Source organism: Pseudomonas sp. PDM03 (genome assembly GCF_014852385.1).
Lineage (GTDB): Bacteria > Pseudomonadota > Gammaproteobacteria > Pseudomonadales > Pseudomonadaceae > Aquipseudomonas > Aquipseudomonas migulae.
Window position 1 is genome coordinate 87,250 of the sequence record NZ_JACVBM010000004.1, and the last position, 20,623, is coordinate 107,872.

General features: G+C 59.7%; 20 protein-coding genes. 6 read left to right on the top strand and 14 right to left on the bottom strand.

Going from position 1 to position 20,623, the window contains the following annotated elements:
• Positions 1 to 34: 34 nt before the first annotated feature.
• Entirely contained in the window at positions 35 to 226 is a 192-nt protein-coding gene (locus tag IB254_RS08920; RefSeq protein ID WP_192417060.1) for a CsbD family protein, read from the bottom strand.
• Between the two features lie 200 nt (positions 227 to 426).
• Here IB254_RS08920 and IB254_RS08925 point away from each other — a divergent pair, with 200 nt between their 5' ends.
• Entirely contained in the window at positions 427 to 804 is a 378-nt protein-coding gene (locus IB254_RS08925; RefSeq protein WP_008032995.1) for a hypothetical protein, read from the top strand.
• A 164-nt stretch (positions 805 to 968) separates the two neighbouring features.
• On the opposite strand, the gene fadD1 is transcribed toward IB254_RS08925, so the two are convergent.
• Positions 969 to 2,669: a long-chain-fatty-acid--CoA ligase FadD1 gene (gene fadD1, locus IB254_RS08930; RefSeq protein WP_008038583.1), complete on the bottom strand. Its 1,701-nt coding sequence runs from the start codon at positions 2,667 to 2,669 to the stop codon at positions 969 to 971.
• 382 nt (positions 2,670 to 3,051) lie between these two features.
• Positions 3,052 to 4,740, bottom strand: coding sequence for a long-chain-fatty-acid--CoA ligase FadD2 (gene fadD2, locus IB254_RS08935; protein ID WP_192417061.1), 1,689 nt, complete (start codon positions 4,738 to 4,740; stop codon positions 3,052 to 3,054).
• A 215-nt stretch (positions 4,741 to 4,955) separates the two neighbouring features.
• Between fadD2 and IB254_RS08940 the strand changes: the two genes are divergently transcribed.
• Both IB254_RS08940 and IB254_RS08945 read left to right on the top strand, forming a co-directional pair.
• Positions 4,956 to 5,900, top strand: a complete 945-nt coding sequence (locus IB254_RS08940) for an alpha/beta hydrolase (RefSeq protein WP_192417062.1) — start codon at positions 4,956 to 4,958, stop codon at positions 5,898 to 5,900.
• A 41-nt stretch (positions 5,901 to 5,941) separates the two neighbouring features.
• Entirely contained in the window at positions 5,942 to 6,412 is a 471-nt protein-coding gene (locus IB254_RS08945; RefSeq protein WP_008032990.1) for a MaoC family dehydratase, read from the top strand.
• 121 nt (positions 6,413 to 6,533) lie between these two features.
• Here IB254_RS08945 and IB254_RS08950 read toward each other — a convergent pair whose 3' ends face one another.
• The 4 genes from IB254_RS08950 to IB254_RS08965 form a co-directional block, all read right to left on the bottom strand.
• The gene (locus IB254_RS08950) at positions 6,534 to 7,394 is read right to left on the bottom strand and encodes an HlyD family secretion protein (protein WP_192229123.1); all 861 of its coding nucleotides are present in this window, start codon (positions 7,392 to 7,394) and stop codon (positions 6,534 to 6,536) included.
• 10 nt (positions 7,395 to 7,404) lie between these two features.
• Entirely contained in the window at positions 7,405 to 7,611 is a 207-nt protein-coding gene (locus tag IB254_RS08955; protein WP_192417063.1) for a DUF1656 domain-containing protein, read from the bottom strand.
• A complete protein-coding gene (locus IB254_RS08960) occupies positions 7,598 to 9,586 on the bottom strand; it encodes an FUSC family protein (RefSeq protein WP_192417064.1) in 1,989 nt (662 codons plus the stop codon). The genes IB254_RS08955 and IB254_RS08960 overlap by 14 nt, the downstream gene beginning before the upstream one ends.
• 157 nt (positions 9,587 to 9,743) lie before the next feature.
• Complete coding sequence (locus tag IB254_RS08965) at positions 9,744 to 10,211, bottom strand: ferritin-like domain-containing protein (protein ID WP_192417065.1); 468 nt, start codon at positions 10,209 to 10,211, stop codon at positions 9,744 to 9,746.
• Positions 10,212 to 10,415: 204 nt separating this feature from the next.
• Between IB254_RS08965 and IB254_RS08970 the strand changes: the two genes are divergently transcribed.
• Entirely contained in the window at positions 10,416 to 10,652 is a 237-nt protein-coding gene (locus IB254_RS08970; RefSeq protein WP_003213031.1) for a DUF3820 family protein, read from the top strand.
• Positions 10,653 to 10,661: 9 nt separating this feature from the next.
• Complete coding sequence (locus IB254_RS08975; protein ID WP_192417066.1) at positions 10,662 to 11,843, top strand: aminotransferase class V-fold PLP-dependent enzyme; 1,182 nt, start codon at positions 10,662 to 10,664, stop codon at positions 11,841 to 11,843.
• A 2-nt stretch (positions 11,844 to 11,845) separates the two neighbouring features.
• Here the strand turns inward: IB254_RS08975 and IB254_RS08980 are convergent, their stop codons facing one another.
• From IB254_RS08980 to zwf, 4 genes are all read right to left on the bottom strand, one after another.
• Positions 11,846 to 12,571, bottom strand: a complete 726-nt coding sequence (locus tag IB254_RS08980; RefSeq protein WP_192417067.1) for an intradiol ring-cleavage dioxygenase — start codon at positions 12,569 to 12,571, stop codon at positions 11,846 to 11,848.
• Positions 12,572 to 12,849: 278 nt separating this feature from the next.
• Positions 12,850 to 13,515, bottom strand: coding sequence for a bifunctional 4-hydroxy-2-oxoglutarate aldolase/2-dehydro-3-deoxy-phosphogluconate aldolase (locus tag IB254_RS08985; RefSeq protein ID WP_008032978.1), 666 nt, complete (start codon positions 13,513 to 13,515; stop codon positions 12,850 to 12,852).
• A gap of 17 nt (positions 13,516 to 13,532) precedes the next feature.
• Positions 13,533 to 14,246, bottom strand: a complete 714-nt coding sequence (gene pgl / locus IB254_RS08990; RefSeq protein ID WP_192417068.1) for a 6-phosphogluconolactonase — start codon at positions 14,244 to 14,246, stop codon at positions 13,533 to 13,535.
• Positions 14,233 to 15,702, bottom strand: coding sequence for a glucose-6-phosphate dehydrogenase (gene zwf, locus IB254_RS08995; protein ID WP_008032976.1), 1,470 nt, complete (start codon positions 15,700 to 15,702; stop codon positions 14,233 to 14,235). Before zwf ends, pgl begins: the two co-directional genes overlap by 14 nt.
• A 242-nt stretch (positions 15,703 to 15,944) precedes the next feature.
• Here zwf and IB254_RS09000 point away from each other — a divergent pair, with 242 nt between their 5' ends.
• Positions 15,945 to 16,805 carry a MurR/RpiR family transcriptional regulator gene (locus IB254_RS09000; RefSeq protein WP_177318169.1) on the top strand — a complete coding sequence of 287 codons (861 nt, stop codon included), beginning with the start codon at positions 15,945 to 15,947 and terminating at the stop codon, positions 16,803 to 16,805.
• A gap of 147 nt (positions 16,806 to 16,952) precedes the next feature.
• Here the strand turns inward: IB254_RS09000 and IB254_RS09005 are convergent, their stop codons facing one another.
• The 3 genes from IB254_RS09005 to IB254_RS09015 form a co-directional block, all read right to left on the bottom strand.
• Positions 16,953 to 17,807: a D-hexose-6-phosphate mutarotase gene (locus IB254_RS09005; RefSeq protein WP_192417069.1), complete on the bottom strand. Its 855-nt coding sequence runs from the start codon at positions 17,805 to 17,807 to the stop codon at positions 16,953 to 16,955.
• Between the two features lie 115 nt (positions 17,808 to 17,922).
• Positions 17,923 to 19,269, bottom strand: a complete 1,347-nt coding sequence (locus IB254_RS09010) for a carbohydrate porin (protein ID WP_192229117.1) — start codon at positions 19,267 to 19,269, stop codon at positions 17,923 to 17,925.
• Between the two features lie 192 nt (positions 19,270 to 19,461).
• Positions 19,462 to 20,622, bottom strand: coding sequence for an ABC transporter ATP-binding protein (locus tag IB254_RS09015; protein WP_192417070.1), 1,161 nt, complete (start codon positions 20,620 to 20,622; stop codon positions 19,462 to 19,464).
• Position 20,623 lies beyond the last annotated feature (1 nt).

Consider the following 20,623-nt stretch of genomic DNA (forward strand, 5'->3'; position numbering starts at 1 on the left):
GGATGGCCGTTTCTGATTTTGACCAACAACCCAATCAAGCCTTATCGACGCCTTTCTTGATTGCGTCCTTGGCTTTGCCCACTGCTTGCTGAGCTTCGCCTTTCTTTTCCTGCAGTTTGCCTTCAGCTTGCAGTCTGGTGTTGTCAGTTGCCTTGCCGACACCTTGCTTGACGTTGCCGACGGCTTCGTTAGCCAGGCCTTTTACTTTATCGCCAGTGCTGCTCATGGTGTTTCTCCTGTGAACAAATCAATGAGATAAGTCGTTACACAAGGATTGACCGGGGGCGTTTGCGCGGAGTTTCATTTATTTTCAGCGCGACATTTCATCGTTCCGTGCAGGTTGGGCTTTATGTTTGCCGACCAACCCCCGAGAATGCGCAACGTATTCAGGCCACGGCCCTGAAGATCCAATCCCGTAGGAATGTTATGAAACTCGATAAAAAGCAGGCCATTGCCCGCAGAAACCAGGAACTCGGCGGTGCTGTGCTTGGCGTCAACAACTGCCATTTCGCCGAATTGAACCGTAACCGCAACATCTGGTGGTTCGATCTCCCGGTGGCGCGCCTGGCCATTGGTCAGTACGAATGGATTCACCTGCTGATGCACACGCCGGACACCGACGAACTGCTGCACCTGAAAGTGCCGACGGTGTTCCTGCGCGAGAAACTCGAAGGGCTGGTGGTGCGTAACCAGGGCAAGCGCAAGGCTGCGCTGAGCCTGGAACTGAGTGCGGACAAGGATTCGTACCTGCAGGACATGCGCCCGGCGGGCACCAACGTCAATTTCGCGCCGTTCCGCCAATAACATTGTAGGAGCCGGCTTGCTGCGGGCGGCGTTCCGACGATGGCGGTCTATCTGACACATCAATGTGGACTGATGCGCCGCAATCGCCAGCAAGCCGGCTCCTACAGGTCATAGACCTGTGTCAGGCGCAAAAAAAAGCCCCGCATCTGCGGGGCTTTTGTTTGTTACGCGCCTACTTTCTTCGCGTTGATCTTCTTCAGCTCTTCATCACGCAATTCCCGACGCAGGATCTTGCCAACGTTGGTCGTCGGCAGCGCATCGCGGAACTCGACGGCTTTCGGCACTTTGTAGCCGGTGACGTTCGCACGCATGTGCTCCATCACTTGCTCTTTGGTGAGGGTCACGCCCGGTTTGGCGACGATGAAAATCTTGATCGCCTCGCCCGACTTCTCGTCCGGCACGCCGATGGCCGCGCATTGCAGCACGCCCGGCAGGGTCGCGAGCACGTCTTCGAGCTCATTTGGGTACACGTTGAAACCGGACACCAGGATCATGTCTTTCTTGCGATCGACAATGCGCATGTAGCCGTCAGGCTGGATCAGCGCGATGTCACCGGTCTTCAACCAGCCTTCGCTGTCGAGCATTTCGTCGGTGGCTTCCTGACGCTGCCAGTAGCCCTTCATCACCTGCGGACCTTTCACGCACAGTTCGCCGATTTCGCCCAACGGCTGTTCAACGCCGGCATCGTCGATGACTTTGCACAGGGTCGACGGCACCGGAATGCCGATGGTGCCGATCTGGATATTCTGGATCGGGTTCACGGTGGCCACCGGGCTGGTTTCGGTCATGCCGTAACCTTCGCAGATGGCGCAACCGGTGACCGCTTTCCAGCGTTCGGCCGCGGCCAGTTGCAGGGCCATGCCGCCCGACAGAGTGACTTTCAGCGCCGAGAAATCCAGTTTGCGGAAGCCTTCGTTGTTGCACAGGGCCACGAACAGCGTGTTCAGGCCGACGAAGCCGCTGAACTTCCACTTCGACAGTTCCTTGACCATCGCCGTCAGGTCGCGCGGGTTGCTGATCAGGATGTTGTGGTTGCCGATCAGCATCATCGCCATGCAATGAAAGGTGAAGGCATAGATGTGGTAAAGCGGCAGCGGCGTGATCAGGATCTCGCAACCTTCATTCAGGTTGGAACCCATCAGCGCCTTGCACTGCAACATGTTGGCGACGAGATTGCGATGGGTCAGCATTGCGCCCTTGGCCACGCCGGTGGTGCCGCCGGTGTATTGCAGCACTGCCACGTCGCTGCTGGCCGGGTTGGCTTCAGCCACTGGCTGGCCATGGCCCTTGCTCAACACGTCGTTGAACTTGATGGCTTTGGGCAAGTGATACGCCGGGACCATCTTCTTCACGTACTTGATGACGCTGTTGATCAGCAGGCGTTTGAGCGGCGGCAGCAGGTCGGCGACTTCGGTGACGATGACGTGCTTGACGCCGGTTTTCGGCACGACGGCCTCGGCCAGATGCGCCATGTTGGCCAGGCAGACCAGGGCTTTGGCGCCGGAGTCGTTGAACTGGTGTTCCATTTCCCGCGCGGTGTACAGCGGGTTGGTGTTGACCACGATCAGCCCGGCGCGGATGGCACCGAACACAGCGACCGGGTACTGCAAGACGTTGGGCAGTTGCACGGCGATTCGATCGCCCGGCTGCAAGTCGGTATGCTGTTGCAGGTAAGCGGCAAAGGCACCCGACAATTCGTACAGTTCACCGTAGGTGATTGTCTTGCCCAGGTTACTGAATGCCGGCTTGTCGGCGAAGCGTTGGCAGGACTGTTTCAACACTGCCTGAATATTCGGATACTCGTCCGGATTGATGTCGGCAGCAATCCCGGCAGGGTACTTATCCTTCCAGAAGTCTTCGATCATGGAAGCCCACTCCTCAGCAACGCGAATTCAAATACCGCATTTGATGCGATTATTATTGGTGTTTGATTATTGGTGAGTCTGGCTTTTTACAGAGGCCGAGAGGTCACAAAGCGCGCCGAGAGTAGCAGCTTTGCCAAGGGCCGACTAGAGCCAAAAGCGGCCTCTACAGTCACATTAGTGACTCAAGAATGACAAGCGGTCATTTTAGAGCAAAAAACCTATATGTCGCTGAAAGCCCCGAAAATCGGGGCCTCCGCCTTAAAAGCATCGCGGGCAAGCCTCGTTCCTACAGGTTTTGTGTCGTTCATTACCTTATGAACAACACTGACCTTGTAGGAGCGAGGCTTGCCCGCGAACCGCGCGAAGCGCGGCCATTTATCGACTAAGCGATATCCCGCAACTCCCGCCGCAGAATTTTGCCCACCGGCGTCATCGGCAGCGACTCACGCAACACGATGTGCTTGGGCACTTTGTACGCGGTGAAGTTTTCCTTGCAGTAGGCCTTCAGCTCTTCAAGGCTGACCCCCGACTCACGCGCCACCACAAACAACTTCACCGCCTCGCCCGAACGTTCGTCCGGCACACCGATGACGGCGCAGTTGGCGACTTTCGGGTGAGCCATCACCACGTCTTCGATCTCGTTCGGGTACACGTTGAAACCCGAGACGATGATCATGTCTTTCTTGCGATCGACGATGCGCACAAAACCGTCCGGGTCGATCACCGCGATGTCGCCGGACTTGAACCAGCCTTCGGCATCCAGCACTTCGGCGGTGGCTTCGGGTTTCTGCCAGTAGCCCTTCATGATCTGCGGGCCCTTGATGCACAGTTCGCCGCGCTCGCCCAACGGTTGCTCAACGCCCTCGTCGTTGATGACTTTCAGCGTGGTGCCCGGCACCGGCAGGCCGACCGTGCCGATCCGCGATTTGTCGCCGTACGGGTTGGTGCACGCCACCGGTGAGGTTTCAGTCAGGCCGTAACCTTCGGTGATGCGGCAACCGGTCAGTTGCTCCCAGCGCTCGGCGGTGGCCTTGACCAGCGCAGTGCCGCCGGAGTTGGTGAGCTTGAGGCTGGAGAAATCCAGGGTCTTGAAATCCGGGTGGTCCATCAACGCGACGAACAGCGTGTTGAGCCCCAGCAACGCCGAGAACCGCCAGTTTTTCAGCTCCTTGATGAAGCCCTTGATGTCTCGTGGATTGGTGATCAGCACGTTGTGGTTGCCGGTCACCATCATGCACATGCAATTCGCCGTGAATGCATAGATGTGGTACAGCGGCAGCGGCGCGATCATCACTTCCTGCCCTTCGCGCAACAACGGCTGGCCGTCGTCACCGAACTGGCTGAGGCAGGCGCGTGCCTGCTGCATGTTCGCCACCAGGTTGCCGTGGGTCAGCATCGCGCCCTTGGCCAGCCCGGTGGTGCCGCCGGTGTATTGCAGCACGGCGATATCGTTGAGGCCGGCGTTCAACGGCTTGATGCCCAGGCCCCGGCCCAGACGCAGCGCGCTCCTGAAGGAAATGGCCTGCGGCAAGGCGTAGTCCGGGACCATTTTCTTGACCTTGCTGACCAGCGTGTTGACCAGCCAGCCCTTGGCGGCAGGCATCAGGTCGCCCATCTTCGCTTCGATCAGGTACTGGATGTCGGTGTCGGCCAGCACTTCCTGGACCTTCTGCCCGAATACGTTCAGGTAAACCAGTGCCCGGGCACCGGAATCCTTGAACTGATGACGCATTTCCCGCGCGGTGTACAGCGGGTTGGTGTTAACCACGATCAGCCCGGCGCGCAACGCGCCGAACACGGCAATCGGGTAATGCAGGACGTTGGGCATCTGCACCGCGATGCGATCGCCGGGCTCCAGGTCGGTATGGGCTTGCAGGTAACCGGCGAACGCGGCGCTGTAGCGTTCCAGTTCGGCGTAGGTCAGGGTGACGCCCATGTTGCTGAAGGCCGGGCGGTCAGCAAATTTTTTGCAGGAACGCTCGAACACCTCGATCACCGACTTGTAAGCCCCTTGATCGATGTCCAGGGGTACGCCGGCCGGGCGTTTGTCATTCCAGAAATCAGGTTGCATTGTTCTTGTCCTCTTTACCTGAACCTATCCGGGGCCGCTTTTGTGTCACCTTTGAAAAAGCGGAGCTTCACGGACACTAGCAGCTATGGCGAATCAGGCAAATATGCCAACAACCGTCATTGACCGTGTGAATCTCGGTGCCGTGGTGCGGCCTGATCAGACGGCAAGCGCAGGATGCGCTATACAATGGGCCGAGCCCATGCAAAGGAATCGCCATGATCCACGACACCTTCTGGCTGACCGCGAGTGACCGCAGCCGCCTCTTCGTCAACCAGTGGCTGCCCGCAGCGCCGTTGAAAGCGGTGATCCTGCTGGCCCACGGCATGGCCGAACACAGCGGTCGCTATGCGCGCCTGGCAGAAAAGTGCTGCGAACAGGACTACGGTGTGTACGCGCCGGACCAGCGTGGACATGGCAAAACTGCCGAAAACGGGACACTCGGTCATTTCGCCGACGACGATGGCTGGTGCAAGGTGGTCGGCGACCTCGCCAGCCTCAATCAGCACATTGGCCAGCATCATCCCGGCGTGCCGATTGTGCTGCTCGGCCACAGCATGGGCAGCTACATCGCCCAGGCTTATCTGCTGCATCACAGCGCCAGTCTGCACGGCGCGGTGCTCAGCGGTTCGAACTTCCAGCCTGTGGCGCTTTATCGCGCGGCGCGGCAGATTGCCCGCCTGGAACGACTGCGCCAAGGGCCGAAGGGCCGTAGTGCGCTGATCGAATGGCTGTCGTTCGGCTCGTTCAACAAGGCCTTCAAACCAGCCCGCACCCGGTTCGACTGGCTCAGCCGCGACCCGACGGAGGTCGATCTGTACGCCAACGACCCGCTCTGCGGATTTCGCTGCACCAACCAACTGTGGATCGATTTGCTCGGCGGCTTGCAGCAAATCAGCAAAGCGTCCAATCTCGCTCAGATCGATCCGGGCCTGCCGTTGCTGGTGATTGGCGGTGAATGTGATCCGGTGAGCGAAGGCAAGCGTCTGAAAGATCTGGCCGATGCGCTACGCGCCGCGGGCAGCCAGAGCCTGCAACTGACGATTTATCCGCAGGCACGGCACGAACTGTTCAACGAGAGCAACCGCGATGAGGTGACGGCCGATGTGCTGGGCTGGATCGCACAAGCCCTGAGCCACCGCCGCCCGCCCCGATCCGAATAGTTTTTTTGTGGTTTTTTTATTTGTCACAGGAATTGAAACAGATGACCCAGGTTACCAACACCCCGTACGAAGCCCTCGAAGTCGGCCAGACCGCCAGCTACAGCAAGACGGTCGAAGAGCGTGACATTCAGCTGTTCGCCGCCATGTCGGGTGACCACAACCCGGTGCATCTGGACGCCGAATTCGCCGCCGGCACCATGTTCAAGGAACGCATCGCGCACGGCATGTTCAGTGGCGCGTTGATCAGCGCTGCAGTTGCCTGCGAGTTGCCTGGGCCGGGGACTATTTATATCGGTCAGCAGATGAGCTTTCAGAAGCCGGTGAAGCTTGGCGACACGCTGACGGTGCGCCTGGAGATTCTGGAGAAGTTGCCGAAATTCCGTGTGCGCATTGCCACCCGCGTGTTCAACCAGCGCGATGAGTTGGTGGTGGATGGCGAGGCGGAGATTCTGGCGCCGCGTAAGCAGCAGACCGTGACGTTGACTAGTCTGCCGGCGATCAGCATCGGCTGAGTACGGCGCTTAACTGTAGGAGCCGGCTTGCTGGCGATGCGTACGCCTCGGTATCTCAAGGAAACCGCGTTGATCCCATCGCCAGCAAGCCGGCTCCTACAGTGGCTGCGATCTTTTGATTTTATCGCCCCTCCTGCACCTGCACACTCGCTGTCATCCCCGAACTCAAATTGATCCCCTCGGGCACCTTGTCCAGTTTGATTCGCACCGGAATCCGCTGCGCCAGTCTCACCCAGTTGAATGTCGGTTCCACCTCCGCCAACAACTGCCCATCCGGTGTGGTGTTGCGATCGGTAATGCCGCGACTGATGCTTTCCACCTGCCCTTCCAGCGCCTCTCCCGCGCTCATCAACCAGACCTTCACCGGATCGCCGACGCGAATCCGCGGCAGTTTGGTTTCTTCGAAATACGCCTGCACATAAAACGTTGAATCATCGATCAACGCCATCACCGGTTGCCCGGCATTCACGTAATTGCCCTGGGCCAGACGCAGGTTGGTGATGTGGCCGCTGCGGGGCGCGTGGACCTGACTGCGGGCAAGATTGAGTTCGGCGACCTTGGCTTCGGCCTGGGCTTCACGCAGTTCGCCACGAGCGATACCGGCGTTGATTTGCGCATTCTCGCGCAGCTCGGCACTGATCGCTTGCGGGCCGAGGCTGGCACGACGGCTGGCTTCGCGTTCGCGCAGGTTGAGTTGCTGCTGACGGGTTTGCACCACCGCTTGCGCCTTCTCCAGCGCCGCTTCGAAACGGTCGCGGTCGATGCTCAGCAACAGATCGCCGGCCTTCACCGGCTGGTTGTCGAAGGCCTTGAGTTCACGCACCCAGCCCGACACATCCGGGGCGATGACCACCACGTCGGCACGAATCCGCGCGTCCCGGGTCCACGGCGTGAGCATGTAGTACTGCCACAAATGGAAACCGGCAAAAATCGCCAGCGCCACCAGGCACAGGGTTACCGCGACACGCACGGGTGTACGCATGTTCAACTCCTTATAAAGGTCCGAGGACGACGGTGATCAGGGTCAATACACAGACGTACAAGGCGCAATCGAATAACGCTTCGTGCCAGATCCTGCGACCGGCCGGGGTCAGGCGCAACAGCAGGCGCAAGACCCCGGTGACCAGCAGCGCCAGCACCACATAAATCAGAAACGGGCTGAGCAGCACGCCGCCCACCGACCATTCACGCAAGCCCATGGCTTTGCTCCTGTTGATGGCACCAGGCGCGCCAGCTGTTCTGCAATTGCAGCACCGCGCCCTGGGCCAGTTTCACCGGATCGCTGGGTGGCAACGCGTACAAGGTTTTCAGGAATTCTTCGCTGGGTTGTTCCAGCGCATCCGCGCAGTGGCCGGCCGGGCCTTGTTCGAGGATGCTCTCCAGTTGTTCGAGATAACGTCGCTGCGCTGCATTGACCGGTGCCTGCGCCGCCGCCAGGCTCAAGCGCAAATGCAGCAGCTCGTCGCCAATGTCGAGACCGAGCAAGCCGTCGTCCCAGCGGCTGCGCGCCGGCTCCGGCAGCTCCGGGTAGTGCCGCGCCAGTTGCAGCAAGCGGTCGGCCATGCGTCCGCCGAACCAGCTTTCGGCGCCGCGCAGGTTGCGCCGGGTCAGGCGCACCAGGTCGTCGAGGGTCGCCGCCAGCAAACGCCGACCATGCCACGTCGGGTTGCGCAGGATCAGCAAGTGGAAGGCCAGCACCGCCGCCCCGACGCCCACCACCATGGCTTGAGCGCTGTTGAAGAACGTCGCGACATCAAACTTCATCGCGTTGAGCGGTGATACCAGCACGATGAAATGCAGACAGAACGACGTGGCCGTGGCGCCGATCTGCGGCCTGGCCATGCCCAGCGCACCGAAAAACAACGGCACGCCCATGCCCATGCAGAGCAGCGCAAAACCACTCCATTGCGGCAGCAGAATCTGCCCGACGAAAAACGCCGCCGGGATTGCCAGAAATATCCCGCGCATGAAACTCATGCCGATTTGCGCGCCGTTTTCGCGACTGGCGAACAGGCTGCACACCACACACGTCAGCACCAATGCGCCCGATGCGGCGGGCCATGCAGTGGCCAGCCAGAAACACGACACCACCAGAAACGCCAAGGCACTGCGCGCGCCGAACACCAGCGCCAACGACAGGTCGCGGTGCGGTGTCAGGGTACGCGGCGGGTCGACGGTTTCCTTGCCCTCCTCCACCGCCGTCAATGCCGCGCTCGCCGCCATCGCGGTATCCATCAGCAAGGTGAAACGGACCAGACAGTAACTCTGCGCAGAGCTGATCTGCGGGTCATGGCTGGCGTCGAGCAAGCGCGGGCGCAAGGTTTGCAACATTGCGGTGTCCGGGCTGGCGAGCGCTTGCTGAACCTCCGTCATCCACGGCATCAATTGCTCGGCTTCCTGCGGTTCAAGCTGCTTCCATTGCCGGCGCACCGAACGAGCAATGCGCAGCAACATCAACAGTTTCTGGCTCAATCCGCTGATAGCCCGCGCACGCTGCCGACCCAGCCCGCCTTCGAACCAGGCATGTTCGCGCTGGGCATCCACCGCGACGATGCGGCCAAGGATTTCCAGCAGTCCTTTGCGCGCCTGACCGTCGCCGGCCAGGGTTGCGCGTGCGGCGTTCATCCCACTCTGCCACGCCGTTCGCGCCTGATCCGCCAATTGCCGTTCGACGCGCATCGGCCATAGCAGCGCGCTGGCGGCGGTGGCGCAGAGAATGCCCAGACAGATTTCCGTGCAGCGCGCCACGGCTTGGTCAAACACCGTCAGCGGGTGGCTGATGGCGGGTAATGCGATGATCGCCACCGTGTAACCGGCCAGCACAAACGAATAGGACCAGGCACTGCGCAGCAGCGTCGAACTCGCCGTACACAACCCGAGCCACAACGCCAATGCCAGCAGAAACAGCCACGGCGTCTGGGCGAACAGGCCCATGAACACTACCGACATGAACGTCCCGATCAGCGTCCCCAGCAGCCGCGCCAATCCCTTTTGCACCACCATCCCGGACAACGGCTGAGCGACGATGAACGCTGTCATCAACGCCCAGGCCGGTTGCTCCAGGCCCCAGCGCAATGCCAGCCACAATGCCAGGCCGCCACCGAGTAACGTCTTGATCGCGAACTGCAAGGCGCGGCGGTCAGGCGCGAATAAAGCCTGCAAAGTGATAGGCACGTAAAGCACTCTTGAAAGGACGATTTAACGATAGTCGGGTTCATCGAAGTGACCGGTAAATCAAATTATTAGCTAGCTATCTATCAGGCGTCCAGCACTAAAACCCAGGCACAAAAAAACGCCAGGCTGGCTGGCGTTTTTGACAGGCTTTGCGTGCTTACGAGCGTGCGCGAGCCTGGTTACGCAGGGCTTTCACCTGATCGTGATTGCGTTGCACGCCGTGATACTGACGTTCAACCAGGTCACGAATGCCCACCAGGTTGTGCTTGTTGATTTTCTCGATGGCTTCTCGGTAAGCCTTCAGTGCATGGTCTTCACCGCGTTCGGCTTCGTTCAGCACGGCTTCTTCGTCCTTGCCGGTGAATACTGATTTCACGTCGACCCAGCGGCGGTGCAGGTCACCACTGACGCTGGTGGAAGTTTCCGGATCGCCGCCCATCGAACGCACCGCAGCCTGCAGTTCGGAAGCCGCAGTGGCGCAGTCGGCGGAGCGAGTGATGAACAGTGTTTTCAGTTCTGGATGCTTGATGTCTTCAGCGCAGGTCTTGAACCCTTCCTGACCGTCTTTGCTGGTTTCAATCAGGTCGTTGAGTACAGAGATCGCTTCTTTATTAACGTCGGTCATTTTTCAATTCCTTGCGGGTTGATGAAAGATGCAATAGGTATTGCACCCTGCATGCCAGCCTTGAACTGATAATTTATTTGTTAATTTTCAACAACTTAACTTTAATGAGAAAATCTGTATCCGTTTTTTTTGCATGATCTGTCAATTGGCCTGCATGCAGAATGCCTGTATTTTCCAAGGCTGTTGAATCAAGACGATCGATTGATGAACCCTGAAAAACTCGAACTGCTGATTACCCGCGAAATGCCCTTCGGCAAATACAAGGGCCGCATCATTGCCGACCTGCCCGGCCCCTACCTGAACTGGTTTGCCCGGGAAGGTTTCCCCCATGGCGAACTGGGCGGACTGCTGGCCCTGATGCAGGAAATCGATCACAACGGCTTGTCGGAACTGCTTGAACCGCTGCGCGCCAAACACGGCAAACCCGCCCCTCGCCACTGAGCCGTCCCCATGCCCGATAACACCCGCCGTGCCCGTGATGAAATGTTCTGGCAAACCTTTGCCGACCGCTATGCCGTCGAACCCGGCCCGATCAACCTCGAGAACGGTTACTTCGGCCGCATGTCGCGCACGGTGATCGAGGAATACCAGCGCAACATCGAACTCATCAACCGCGGCAACTCGGTGCATGTGCGCCAGCGTTTCGAACAGGGTGAAAACCTGGCGATCGTGGAACGTCTCGCCGACCTGATGGGCGTAACACCCGAATCCGTCGCCTTCACCCGCAACGCCTCGGACGGTTTGCAATCGCTGATCCGCAATTACAATCGCCTGCAACCCGGTGATCAGGTGCTGATCTGCGACCTGGAATACGACACGGTCAAAGGTGCCATGCGTTGGCTGGCCCGGCATCGCGGCGTGGAAGTGATCGAGATCGAACACGCCCACCCCGCCAGTTTCGACAGCCTGTTGGCGACTTACCGCGACGCCTTCGTGCGTTACCCAAAGCTCAAATTGATGGCACTGACTCACGTCACTCACCGCACCGGCCTGGTGATGCCGGTGCAGGCGATTGCGGCCGCCGCCAGGGAGCACGGGATCGACGTGATTCTCGACGGCGCCCATGCGCTCGGCCAGATCGAGTTCAATCTCGATGACCTCGGCATCGCGTTCGCCGGTTTCAACCTGCACAAATGGATCGGTGCGCCGCTGACCCTGGGCTTCATCTACATCGCCCCGGAGCGCCTCGCCGACATCGACCCGGACATGGGCGAGATGCATTTCCCGATCACCGACATTCGCGCCCGTACGCCGTACAGCACGCCCAACATCCCGGCATTGCTGACCCTGCCACTGGTGTTCGAAGAACATCGGGCGATGGGCGGTTCCGCTGCCAAGGGCGCCCGGCTCAATTACCTGCGCAACCGCTGGGTCAGCGCCGTACGTGACTTGCCGGGCATCGACGTCATGACTCCGGACGATCCGCGACTGTATTGCGGCATCACGTCGATGCGCTTTACCCGGCATGCCGACCAACAAGCAATGGCCGGGAGGCTACTCAAGGACTTCAACCTGTTTACCGTGGCGCGCAGCGGCGCAGCGAGTGGTCCGTGCATCCGCATCACGCCGGGGCTGACCACCACTGCAGCAGACATGGATGCGCTGAGCGAGGCACTGAACGAGCTGCGCTGACGTCACACGGTGTACTTGTCGAAATCCTCCGGCTTGAGCTGTGATGAAATCGCGAACGTGTCGATGCCAATGGTCATCTGCCCGAAAAAACCGTCTTCTTTCGAATCTCGACCGAGGGTGTGAACGTTCAGGGTCGAGGCTTCGCCGCCCATGCTGGTGTAGAAATAGTCCTCGTCGTTGGTCAGCGCGGTGACGGTTCGGCCGCTGTATTCCCTGGCATTGAGCACCGAACGCGAGGCCACTTCGGGGAAGTACAGTTGGCCGACCCAGGCAACGTGGCGCTCTTCGAGATAGTTGTTGCCGGCGGTCACTCGAATCGCGACGTGTATGTGCAGCGCGCGACCGGCATAGAACCCCGGATAGATCGTGGTGAAACGCACGATGCCCTTCTGGTCGGTGAATTGCCCGCCGCGCAGATAAGTGTCGTCGTCGGTACGCGGGATCGCGCCGATATCGCCGACATCGACTTCCTTGTCCGGGTTGACCTTGCTCCACCCCGAATAGGCGCCTCGGGCATTGCAATGCCAGATATCGACGATGGCCCCGTTGACAGGCTCACGGGTCATTGCATCGATGATCGTCAACCGCAGCACCAGCGGAATACCGTCCAGGCCTTCGCTGATGTTTCGTCTGATCAGTTTCGGGTTGCGAAAATACGGACCGGCGATCTGTTCGGGTGACAGCAGGTAAGCCGGTTGTGCGGATGTCACTGAGGTGTTGTCGTCCATGACGTTCTCTCTTCCATAAGATGAACGCAGGTTAACGCGGGACCAGTGGCGAGATGCGGTAACTATGTATCGCATGATGTCCTGTAGGAGCCGGCTTGCTGCGGGCGGCGTTCCGACGATGGTATCGACTCGGTGCATCTGACAGACCGCGTCGATACCATCGCCAGCAAGCCGGCTCCTACGGAAAATGGTTTTCCATTGGGCAAAAAAAAACGGTGCACCGACCAAGCGCACCGTAAAGCCGTAGAACACACAACGAAGTGTTGGGTAAAAGCAGGTCAGTCCAGCAGCGCCAAGGCCTCGGCGGTGCATTCCTGAATGCGGGCCCAGTCGCCGTTCTTGATCCACTCCGGATCAAGCATCCAGCTACCGCCCACGCACATCACGTTTTTCAACGCCATGTAGCTCTTGATGTTGGCCGGGCCGACGCCGCCAGTCGGGCAGAATTTCACTTCGCCAAACGGGCCGCCCAAGGCTTTGATTGCCGCAACGCCGCCGCTGACTTCCGCCGGAAACAGCTTGAAGCGGCGATAGCCCAGACCGTAGCCTTCCATGATGCCCGAGGCGTTGCTGATGCCTGGCAGCAGTGGAATCGGGCTGGCGACACTGGCTTCGAGCAGGTCACGGGTGATGCCCGGCGTCACGATGAATTGCGAACCGGCGGCTTCGGCAGCGGCCAGCATCTGGCGATCGAGCACAGTGCCGGCACCGGTCACCAGTTCCGGACGCTGCTCGCGCAGGATCTGGATGGCCTTGAGGCCGAACTGCGAACGCAGGGTCACTTCCAGGGCTGTAAGACCACCGGCGGCCAGGGCGTCGGCCAATGGCAGCACGTCCTGTTCGCGAGCAATGGTGATCACCGGCAGAATCCGCGCCTTGGCGCAGAGGCTGTCGATCAGGGCAACTTTGTCCGCCATGGAAACGGTCGGGGATGGGGTTGTCATAGCGGCTGTTCCTTGGCTCATGGGCACCAGTAAATCTCTAACGTGGGTTGCAGAAAGGCGCGCACCGGCATTTCGGCGACATCGTCACCGGCCAGCGCGAAACTCAGGGTGGTCAGCTTGGACTGACCGGAAATCGACAGAATCTTGTGTTTGGCCGAGGCCAGCAGCGCACGACTCATGGTCAGGCGCTGATGCGGCACAGTTGGCGCCAGCATCGGGTAGCAACGACGCTTGCCGTCGGTTTTCAAGGCATCGGTCAGGTTCGGGCTATTCGGGAACAGCGACGCGGTGTGGCCGTCGTCGCCCATGCCCAGCACCAGCACGTCAATCGTCGGCAGCTCGGCGAGCAGGCGATCAGCCTGTTCGGACGCTTGCTCCAGGTTCGCGGTGGCGCTGTACAGGCTCAGGAACTGAGCCTTGGCCGCCGGGCCTTGCAACAGGTAACGCTTGAGCAGACCGGCATTGCTGTCGGCATGTTCAACCGGCACCCAGCGCTCGTCCGCCAGACTGACCACCACGTTCGACCAGTCCAGCGTCTGCTTGGCCAGGTGCTGGAAAAACGCCACCGGACTGCGCCCGCCGGACACCACCAGCGTGGCCGTGCCTCGAGCATCGATCGCCTCGCTCAGTTGCCTGGCCACCTGCAGTGCCAGGCCTTCGGCCAGCAGCACCGGGCTTTTGAACGCATGGGCGCTGACGCCCTGCGGCAGTTTCAAATCAGATATCGCCATACCACGACCTCCCGTCCCGCGTGATCAGAGCAATGGAGCTCATTGGTCCCCAGGACCCGGCCGCGTACGGCTTGGGCGCATCACCGGATTTTTTCCACCCGGCGATCAACTGGTCACACCACTTCCACGCGGCTTCGATTTCATCTTTACGGACAAACAGGTTCTGATTGCCACGCATCACTTCCAGCAACAACCGCTCGTAGGCATCGGGGATCCGTGCGCTGCGCCAGGTGTCGGAAAAATTCAGCTGCAACGGACCGCTGCGCAGCTGCATACCCTTGTCCAGGCCTTGTTCTTTGGTCATCACACGCAAGGAAATGCCTTCGTCCGGTTGCAGGCGGATAATCAGCTTGTTGCTGATCTGCAGGCGCTGCTCCGGAGCGAAGATGTAGTGCGACGGTTCCTTGAAGTGGATGACGATCTGCGACAGCTTTTGCGGCATGCGCTTGCCGGTACGCAGGTAGAACGGCACGCCGGCCCAACGCCAGTTGCGGATGTCGGCACGCAGGGCGACGAAGGTTTCGGTGTCGCTCTGGGTGTTGGAATTCGGTTCTTCCAGGTAGCCGGGAACTGATTTGCCTTCGCTGTAACCGGCGATGTACTGGCCGCGCACCACTTGCGTGGTCAGGCCTTCCGGGCTGATCGGCGCCAGCGCCTTGAGCACTTTGACTTTCTCGTCACGGATGCTGTCGGCGGACAGGTCGGCCGGCGGGTCCATGGCGATCAGGCAGAGCAGTTGCAGCAGGTGATTCTGGATCATGTCCCGCAGCTGACCGGCCTTGTCGAAGTAGCCCCAGCGACCTTCGATCCCGACCTTCTCGGCCACGGTGATTTCCACGTGGGAAATGTAATTCTGGTTCCACTGGGTTTCGAACAGGCTGTTGGCGAAACGCAGGGCGATGAGGTTTTGAACGGTCTCTTTGCCCAGGTAGTGGTCGATGCGGTAGGTGCGGTTCTCCGGGAAGAACTGCGCCACGGCGTCGTTGACCTTGCGCGAGGATTCGAGGTCCGAACCGATCGGCTTTTCCAGCACTACGCGGGTGTTCTCGGCCAGACCGACCTTCGCCAGGTTCTCGCAGATCGCGCCATAAACGGCGGCCGGCGTGGCGAAATAGGCAATCACCCGCTGGGCGCTGCCGGCCAGTTCGGCCAGGGCGAGGTAATCGTCAGCCTTGAGGAAATCGACGTGCAGATAGCTCAAACGAGACAGGAAGCGCTCGACCACCGCCTCGTCCAGCTCTTTGGCACCGACGTAGCGGCGCAGCTCGGAAGCGATGAACGCCAGATGCTCCTGTTCGCTACCGGGCTCACGGGCCAGCGCGATGATGCGCGTGTCCTCATGCAGCAGGCCTGCGCCATCGAGTTGATAGAGGGCAGGAAACAGCTTGCGCAGGGCCAGATCGCCAAGCGCGCCGAACAAGGCAAAGGTGCACGGTTCAACCGTAATCGAAGGCATGATGTTTGTTCTTTTATCAAGTTAAGCTACAAATACCTTTTTTCAAGGCATCGCTCAAGAGAAAATGTAGTAATAACCACAACATTTTCGCAAAATACAGATTCCGAGTGGTGGTCGGTTGGTGCCATAAGTAGGATAGGCCACCGCTTGGGGCCCTAACAAAGGCCAAATTTGCATAGCAACACCCTTATTTGCATCGCAGTGCACTCGTGTAGGTGCACCAAGGAAATCATATGGACCGCGTGCGAAATTTACTGGAACAGATCCAGAATCGCCTTGAAGACCTGAACAAGGCGGAACGCAAAGTCGCCGAAGTGATCCTGCTCAACCCACAGCAGGCCACCCGGTTCAGCATCGCCGCCCTCGCCCAGGCCTCCAAGGTCAGCGAGCCGACGGTCAACCGTTTCTGCCGTTCGTTCGGCGTCAGCGGCTACCCGGAACTCAAGCTTCAGCTCGCCCAGAGCCTGGCCAGCGGCGCGGCGTATGTCAGCCGTGCGGTCGAGGCCGACGACAATCCGGAAGCCTATACCAAGAAGATTTTCGGCAGCGCCATCGCGTCGCTGGACAGTGCCTTGCAGGCGCTTGACCCGAACCTGATCAGCCGCGCCGTCGACTTGCTGATCCAGGCCCGGCAGATCCACTTCTTCGGCCTCGGCGCCTCAGCCCCGGTGGCGCTGGATGCGCAACACAAATTCTTCCGCTTCAACCTGGCCGTCACCGCCCATGCGGACGTACTGATGCAGCGCATGATTGCCTCCGTGGCCCACACCGGCGAGTTGTTCGTGATCATTTCCTACACCGGTCGCACCCGCGAGCTGGTGGAAGTGGCGCGTATCGCCCGGGAAAACGGTGCATCAGTGCTCGGCTTGACCGCTGAAGGTTCGCCGCTGGCCAAGGCCAGTACCTTGAGCCTGAACATTCCGCTGCCGGAAGACACCGACATCTACATGCCGATGACTTCGCGGATCATTCAGCTCACCGTGCTGGACGTGCTGGCGACCGGCATGACCTTGCGCCGTGGCGTGGATTTCCAGCCGCATTTGCGCAAGATCAAAGAGAGTTTGAATGCGAGCCGGTATCCGATTGGGGATGAGTTTAATTAACACCTTCGTTGTCTGACCCGGCCTCATCGCGAGCAGGCTCGCTCCCACAGTGGATCTCCATTGGTCGCAACATTTGTGACCACCACAAATCCTTGTGGGAGTGAGCCTGCTCGCGATGGCGGCCGCCAAAACACCGCGGATCCTGATCTAAACCCCGACCCGCGCCTGCAAACTCAAATGCGCCTTCTGCCCCGGCGCCAGGCTCAAGCTATCGGTCCCGCCGCTCGCCGCTTCCACACACACAAACTCGGAAATCTCATTCCAGCTCACCCCCAGCAATGGACGCGTCCCCGGATGCCAGACCACCGTGTCCGCATCATCCCCGGTATCGATGCACAATTGCCGCTGCCAGGCGTGGTCCTTGAGTTGCAATTCGCCGTCATGCTGGAACACCCGCTGGCAGCCGCCCTCTACCCGCAACTCGCCTTCCTGCTGGCAAACCTGGCGGTTCAACTGGTCGTAACCTTGCGCCCCGTCGAGCCCAGACAGCGCTATCTCACCGACATCACCAATACGCCAATAGGCGTGCAATGCCTGGCTCAATTGGCACGGCAGGCTGTCCTGATGCTCGGTGCTCAGGCGCAACTCCATGCGCTCGCCAAGGTGGGCGTGCAGGTCCACTTGCCAGTCACACAACTGCAATTGCCAGTGCAGGCGCACGCCGTCTTCGTCATGACTGCTGTCGAGCAGCTTCCAGTCCAGCAAGCGTGCCCAGCCATGGGACGGCCAGGCGTTTTCGCTCGGATGGCGGCCATACCACGGCCAGCACACCGGCACGCCGCCGCGAATCGCACCGACATGCGGCCACTTCGCCGCGCACCAGAGCCAGGGCTTCTGGCCTTTGGGCTGAAAGTGCAGCAACTGCGCGCCCTGACGACTGAACACCGCCTGACACAGCGGGTGATCGATCACCAGAACGTCGCGCATCTGATAGCGCTCCCACGCAAACACCGGACGTTCGCGCAAGGATTTGAAGAAGCGTTGTAGCGGATGCTCATGCATGTGCCACGGTCCTGAAAATCAGCTGTCACCGGGGTGTGCCGCCCCCCAAAAAAAAGCGGACAGCCTGGGCTGTCCGCAAAAATGCGCACATAGAGAGGAGCTTATCGCAACAGCGTTAGAACACCGACTGAATTTTCAGGCCGGCGACCAGCGCGTTATCGACTTCATCCACACCGCCCGGGTGAGTGATGTATTGCAGGTTAGGACGCACGGTCAGCCAGTTGGTAACGTGGAAGCCGTAGTTGATCTCGTAGTTGTACTCGGTGGTACGCAGTGGCGAGAACCGTGGATCGTTGTAGTCCGTGACATTGTTGGCGGCGTTGACCAGCTCGGCGTTTTTCTTCACGTCATCGTTGACATGGATACGCGCAAAACCGATACCGACGTCATCTTTCGGACGAGCATCGAACGGGCCTTTGTACACAAACATCAACGACTGGTAGTTGTCGACGAAGTTGGTGTCCTTGTCGTGGAACGTGGCGTTGGCCGAAACGGTCAGGCCGCGGCTCTTGTCACCGTTGTGGTCGGTCAGCTGTTGCTGCGCCACGAACCAGTAGCCGGACTTGCTGTCGTGGCTGCGGTAAGCGTTGCCGCTGGTGGCAGCATCAGCACCGTTGTCGTCTTCACGAACGTCATTGGCATCAGCCGTGCTTTTGTAGTAACCGACACGGTATTCGCCCGGCAGGTTGTTAGGGTTAGGCAACCAGACCAACTCCACCGGCAGGACGGTGCCGTTGGTACCACTACCGCTGAGCTTGAAGCCGTTACCGTGCTCCAGTTGCGACGTGTTCTGGTTGTACGCGCCGATCTGCGCATAGAACTCAGGCGAGATGTTGTACTTCACGCGAACCGCAGCCTGCATGACCGGCCAGTTGTACCAGATGTTGGTCGCCCAGTTACCCACCTGGGAACCGCAGAACGCCAGGTTCTGGAACTCGCAAGGGAAGGTGTTGAAGTCTTCGCCTTCGCCGAAGTAACCGGCCTTGACGTCCAGTTTGCCGTCGAGGAACTGGTGTTTGATCCACAACTGGGTCAGACGGACCATATGGCCACGCCCGTAGACTTCCTGGGAAGAACTCAAGGTGCCGGCACGCGGGTCGCCGACACGGTCATTGGAGATGTTCTCGCCGTTACGGTTGGTCAGCTGGATCTTCGCCTGGGTGTTATCCCAGCCCCACAGTTTTTGCAGGTCCAGTGCCACGCCCAAACCAAACTGGTCGGCATAACGCGCTGTCTTGTCGTCGTTGAAGCCGCCGTGAAGGTTGCTGCCCACTTCACCGACGTAGTCCATCTTGATGTCGATGCCTTGCTCGATCAGCTTGGTCCGCTCACCACCCCAATCACCGGTCATCCATTCGGAATCGGCGCTGAACGCGTCAGCCGCGTGCACACTACCGGCCAGCATCATTGCCGCAATTGCCGACAACTGGCAGATAAGCTGAGCGTTGTTGTTCTTCTTCATCCCTACATCCTCGTTTTATTGTTATTAACTGTTTTTATCTAACGCGGTTACATCGGTTGCGGCGGATAACAGGCCATCCACCGCATATCCCCCCTGTAGGAGCCGGCTTGCTGGCGATGGCGGTGTGTCAGTCGAAATTTGCGTTGAATGACACACCGCCATCGCCAGCAAGCCGGCTCCTACATTTGATCTTCAGCGGCCTTTAAATTGGGTTACGTTGGCGCTGTGAACTTCGGTTTTTGGCAGACCGGCCACCCCCAGGCGCTCCCCGGTCTTGGCATCGAACAGCAGCACTTTCGATGGATCGAATTGCAGGGTCAGGGTCTCGCCCACGGCCGGCGCAACGTCCGGTGCCAGGCGGCAGCAGACTTTGGTGTCGTTGAGATTGACGAACACCAGCGTGTCCGGACCGGTCGGTTCGGTGACCTGCACTTCGGCGCGAATGGTCGGCAAACCATTCGGCTCGCTGCCCGCCAGGACGATCTGCTCAGGGCGCATGCCGAGGATCACTTCGCGATCTTCCAGACCGGCGTCCTGCATGCCCAACGGCAATTCGCAGCGCGCCTGACCGCTGTCGAGCAGCGCCAACAGACGACCGTCCTTGCGTTGCAAACGCAGGGGAATGAAGTTCATCGGCGGCGAACCGATGAAGCTCGCCACGAACAGGTTGGCCGGGTTGTTGTAGATGTCTTTCGGCGTGCCGAACTGCTGAATGATCCCGTCCTTCATCACCGCCACTTTGTCGCCCAGCGTCATCGCTTCGATCTGGTCGTGGGTCACGTAGACCGTGGTGGTTTTCAGGCGCTGGTGCATCAGTTTCATTTCGGTGCGCATCTCGACGCGCAGCTTGGCGTCGAGGTTGGACAGCGGTTCGTCGAACAAGTAAATCTTCGGCCGCCGCGCCAGGGCACGACCCATCGCCACACGCTGTTGCTGACCGCCGGAGAGCTGGCCGGGCTTGCGGCTCAGCAGGTGCTCGATCTGCAACAGCTTGGAGACGCGAGCGACTTCTTCGTCGATTTCGGCGGCGGGCATTTTGCGAATCTTCAGGCCGAAGGCGATGTTGTCGCGCACGCTCATGGTCGGGTACAGCGCGTAGGACTGGAACACCATGGCGATGTCGCGATCCTTGGGGCTCATGCCGCTGATGTCGGCGTCATCCACCAGGATCGCGCCGCCGCTGATGGTTTCCAGGCCGGCGATGCAGTTCATCAGCGTGGATTTACCGCAGCCCGACGGGCCGACCAGGATCAGGAATTCCCCGTCATCGATCTTCAGTTCGATGTTTTTCAGGGTGTCCGGCAAACCGGCGCCGTAGGTCTTGTTGACGTTGCGTAATTCGAGAGTTGCCATG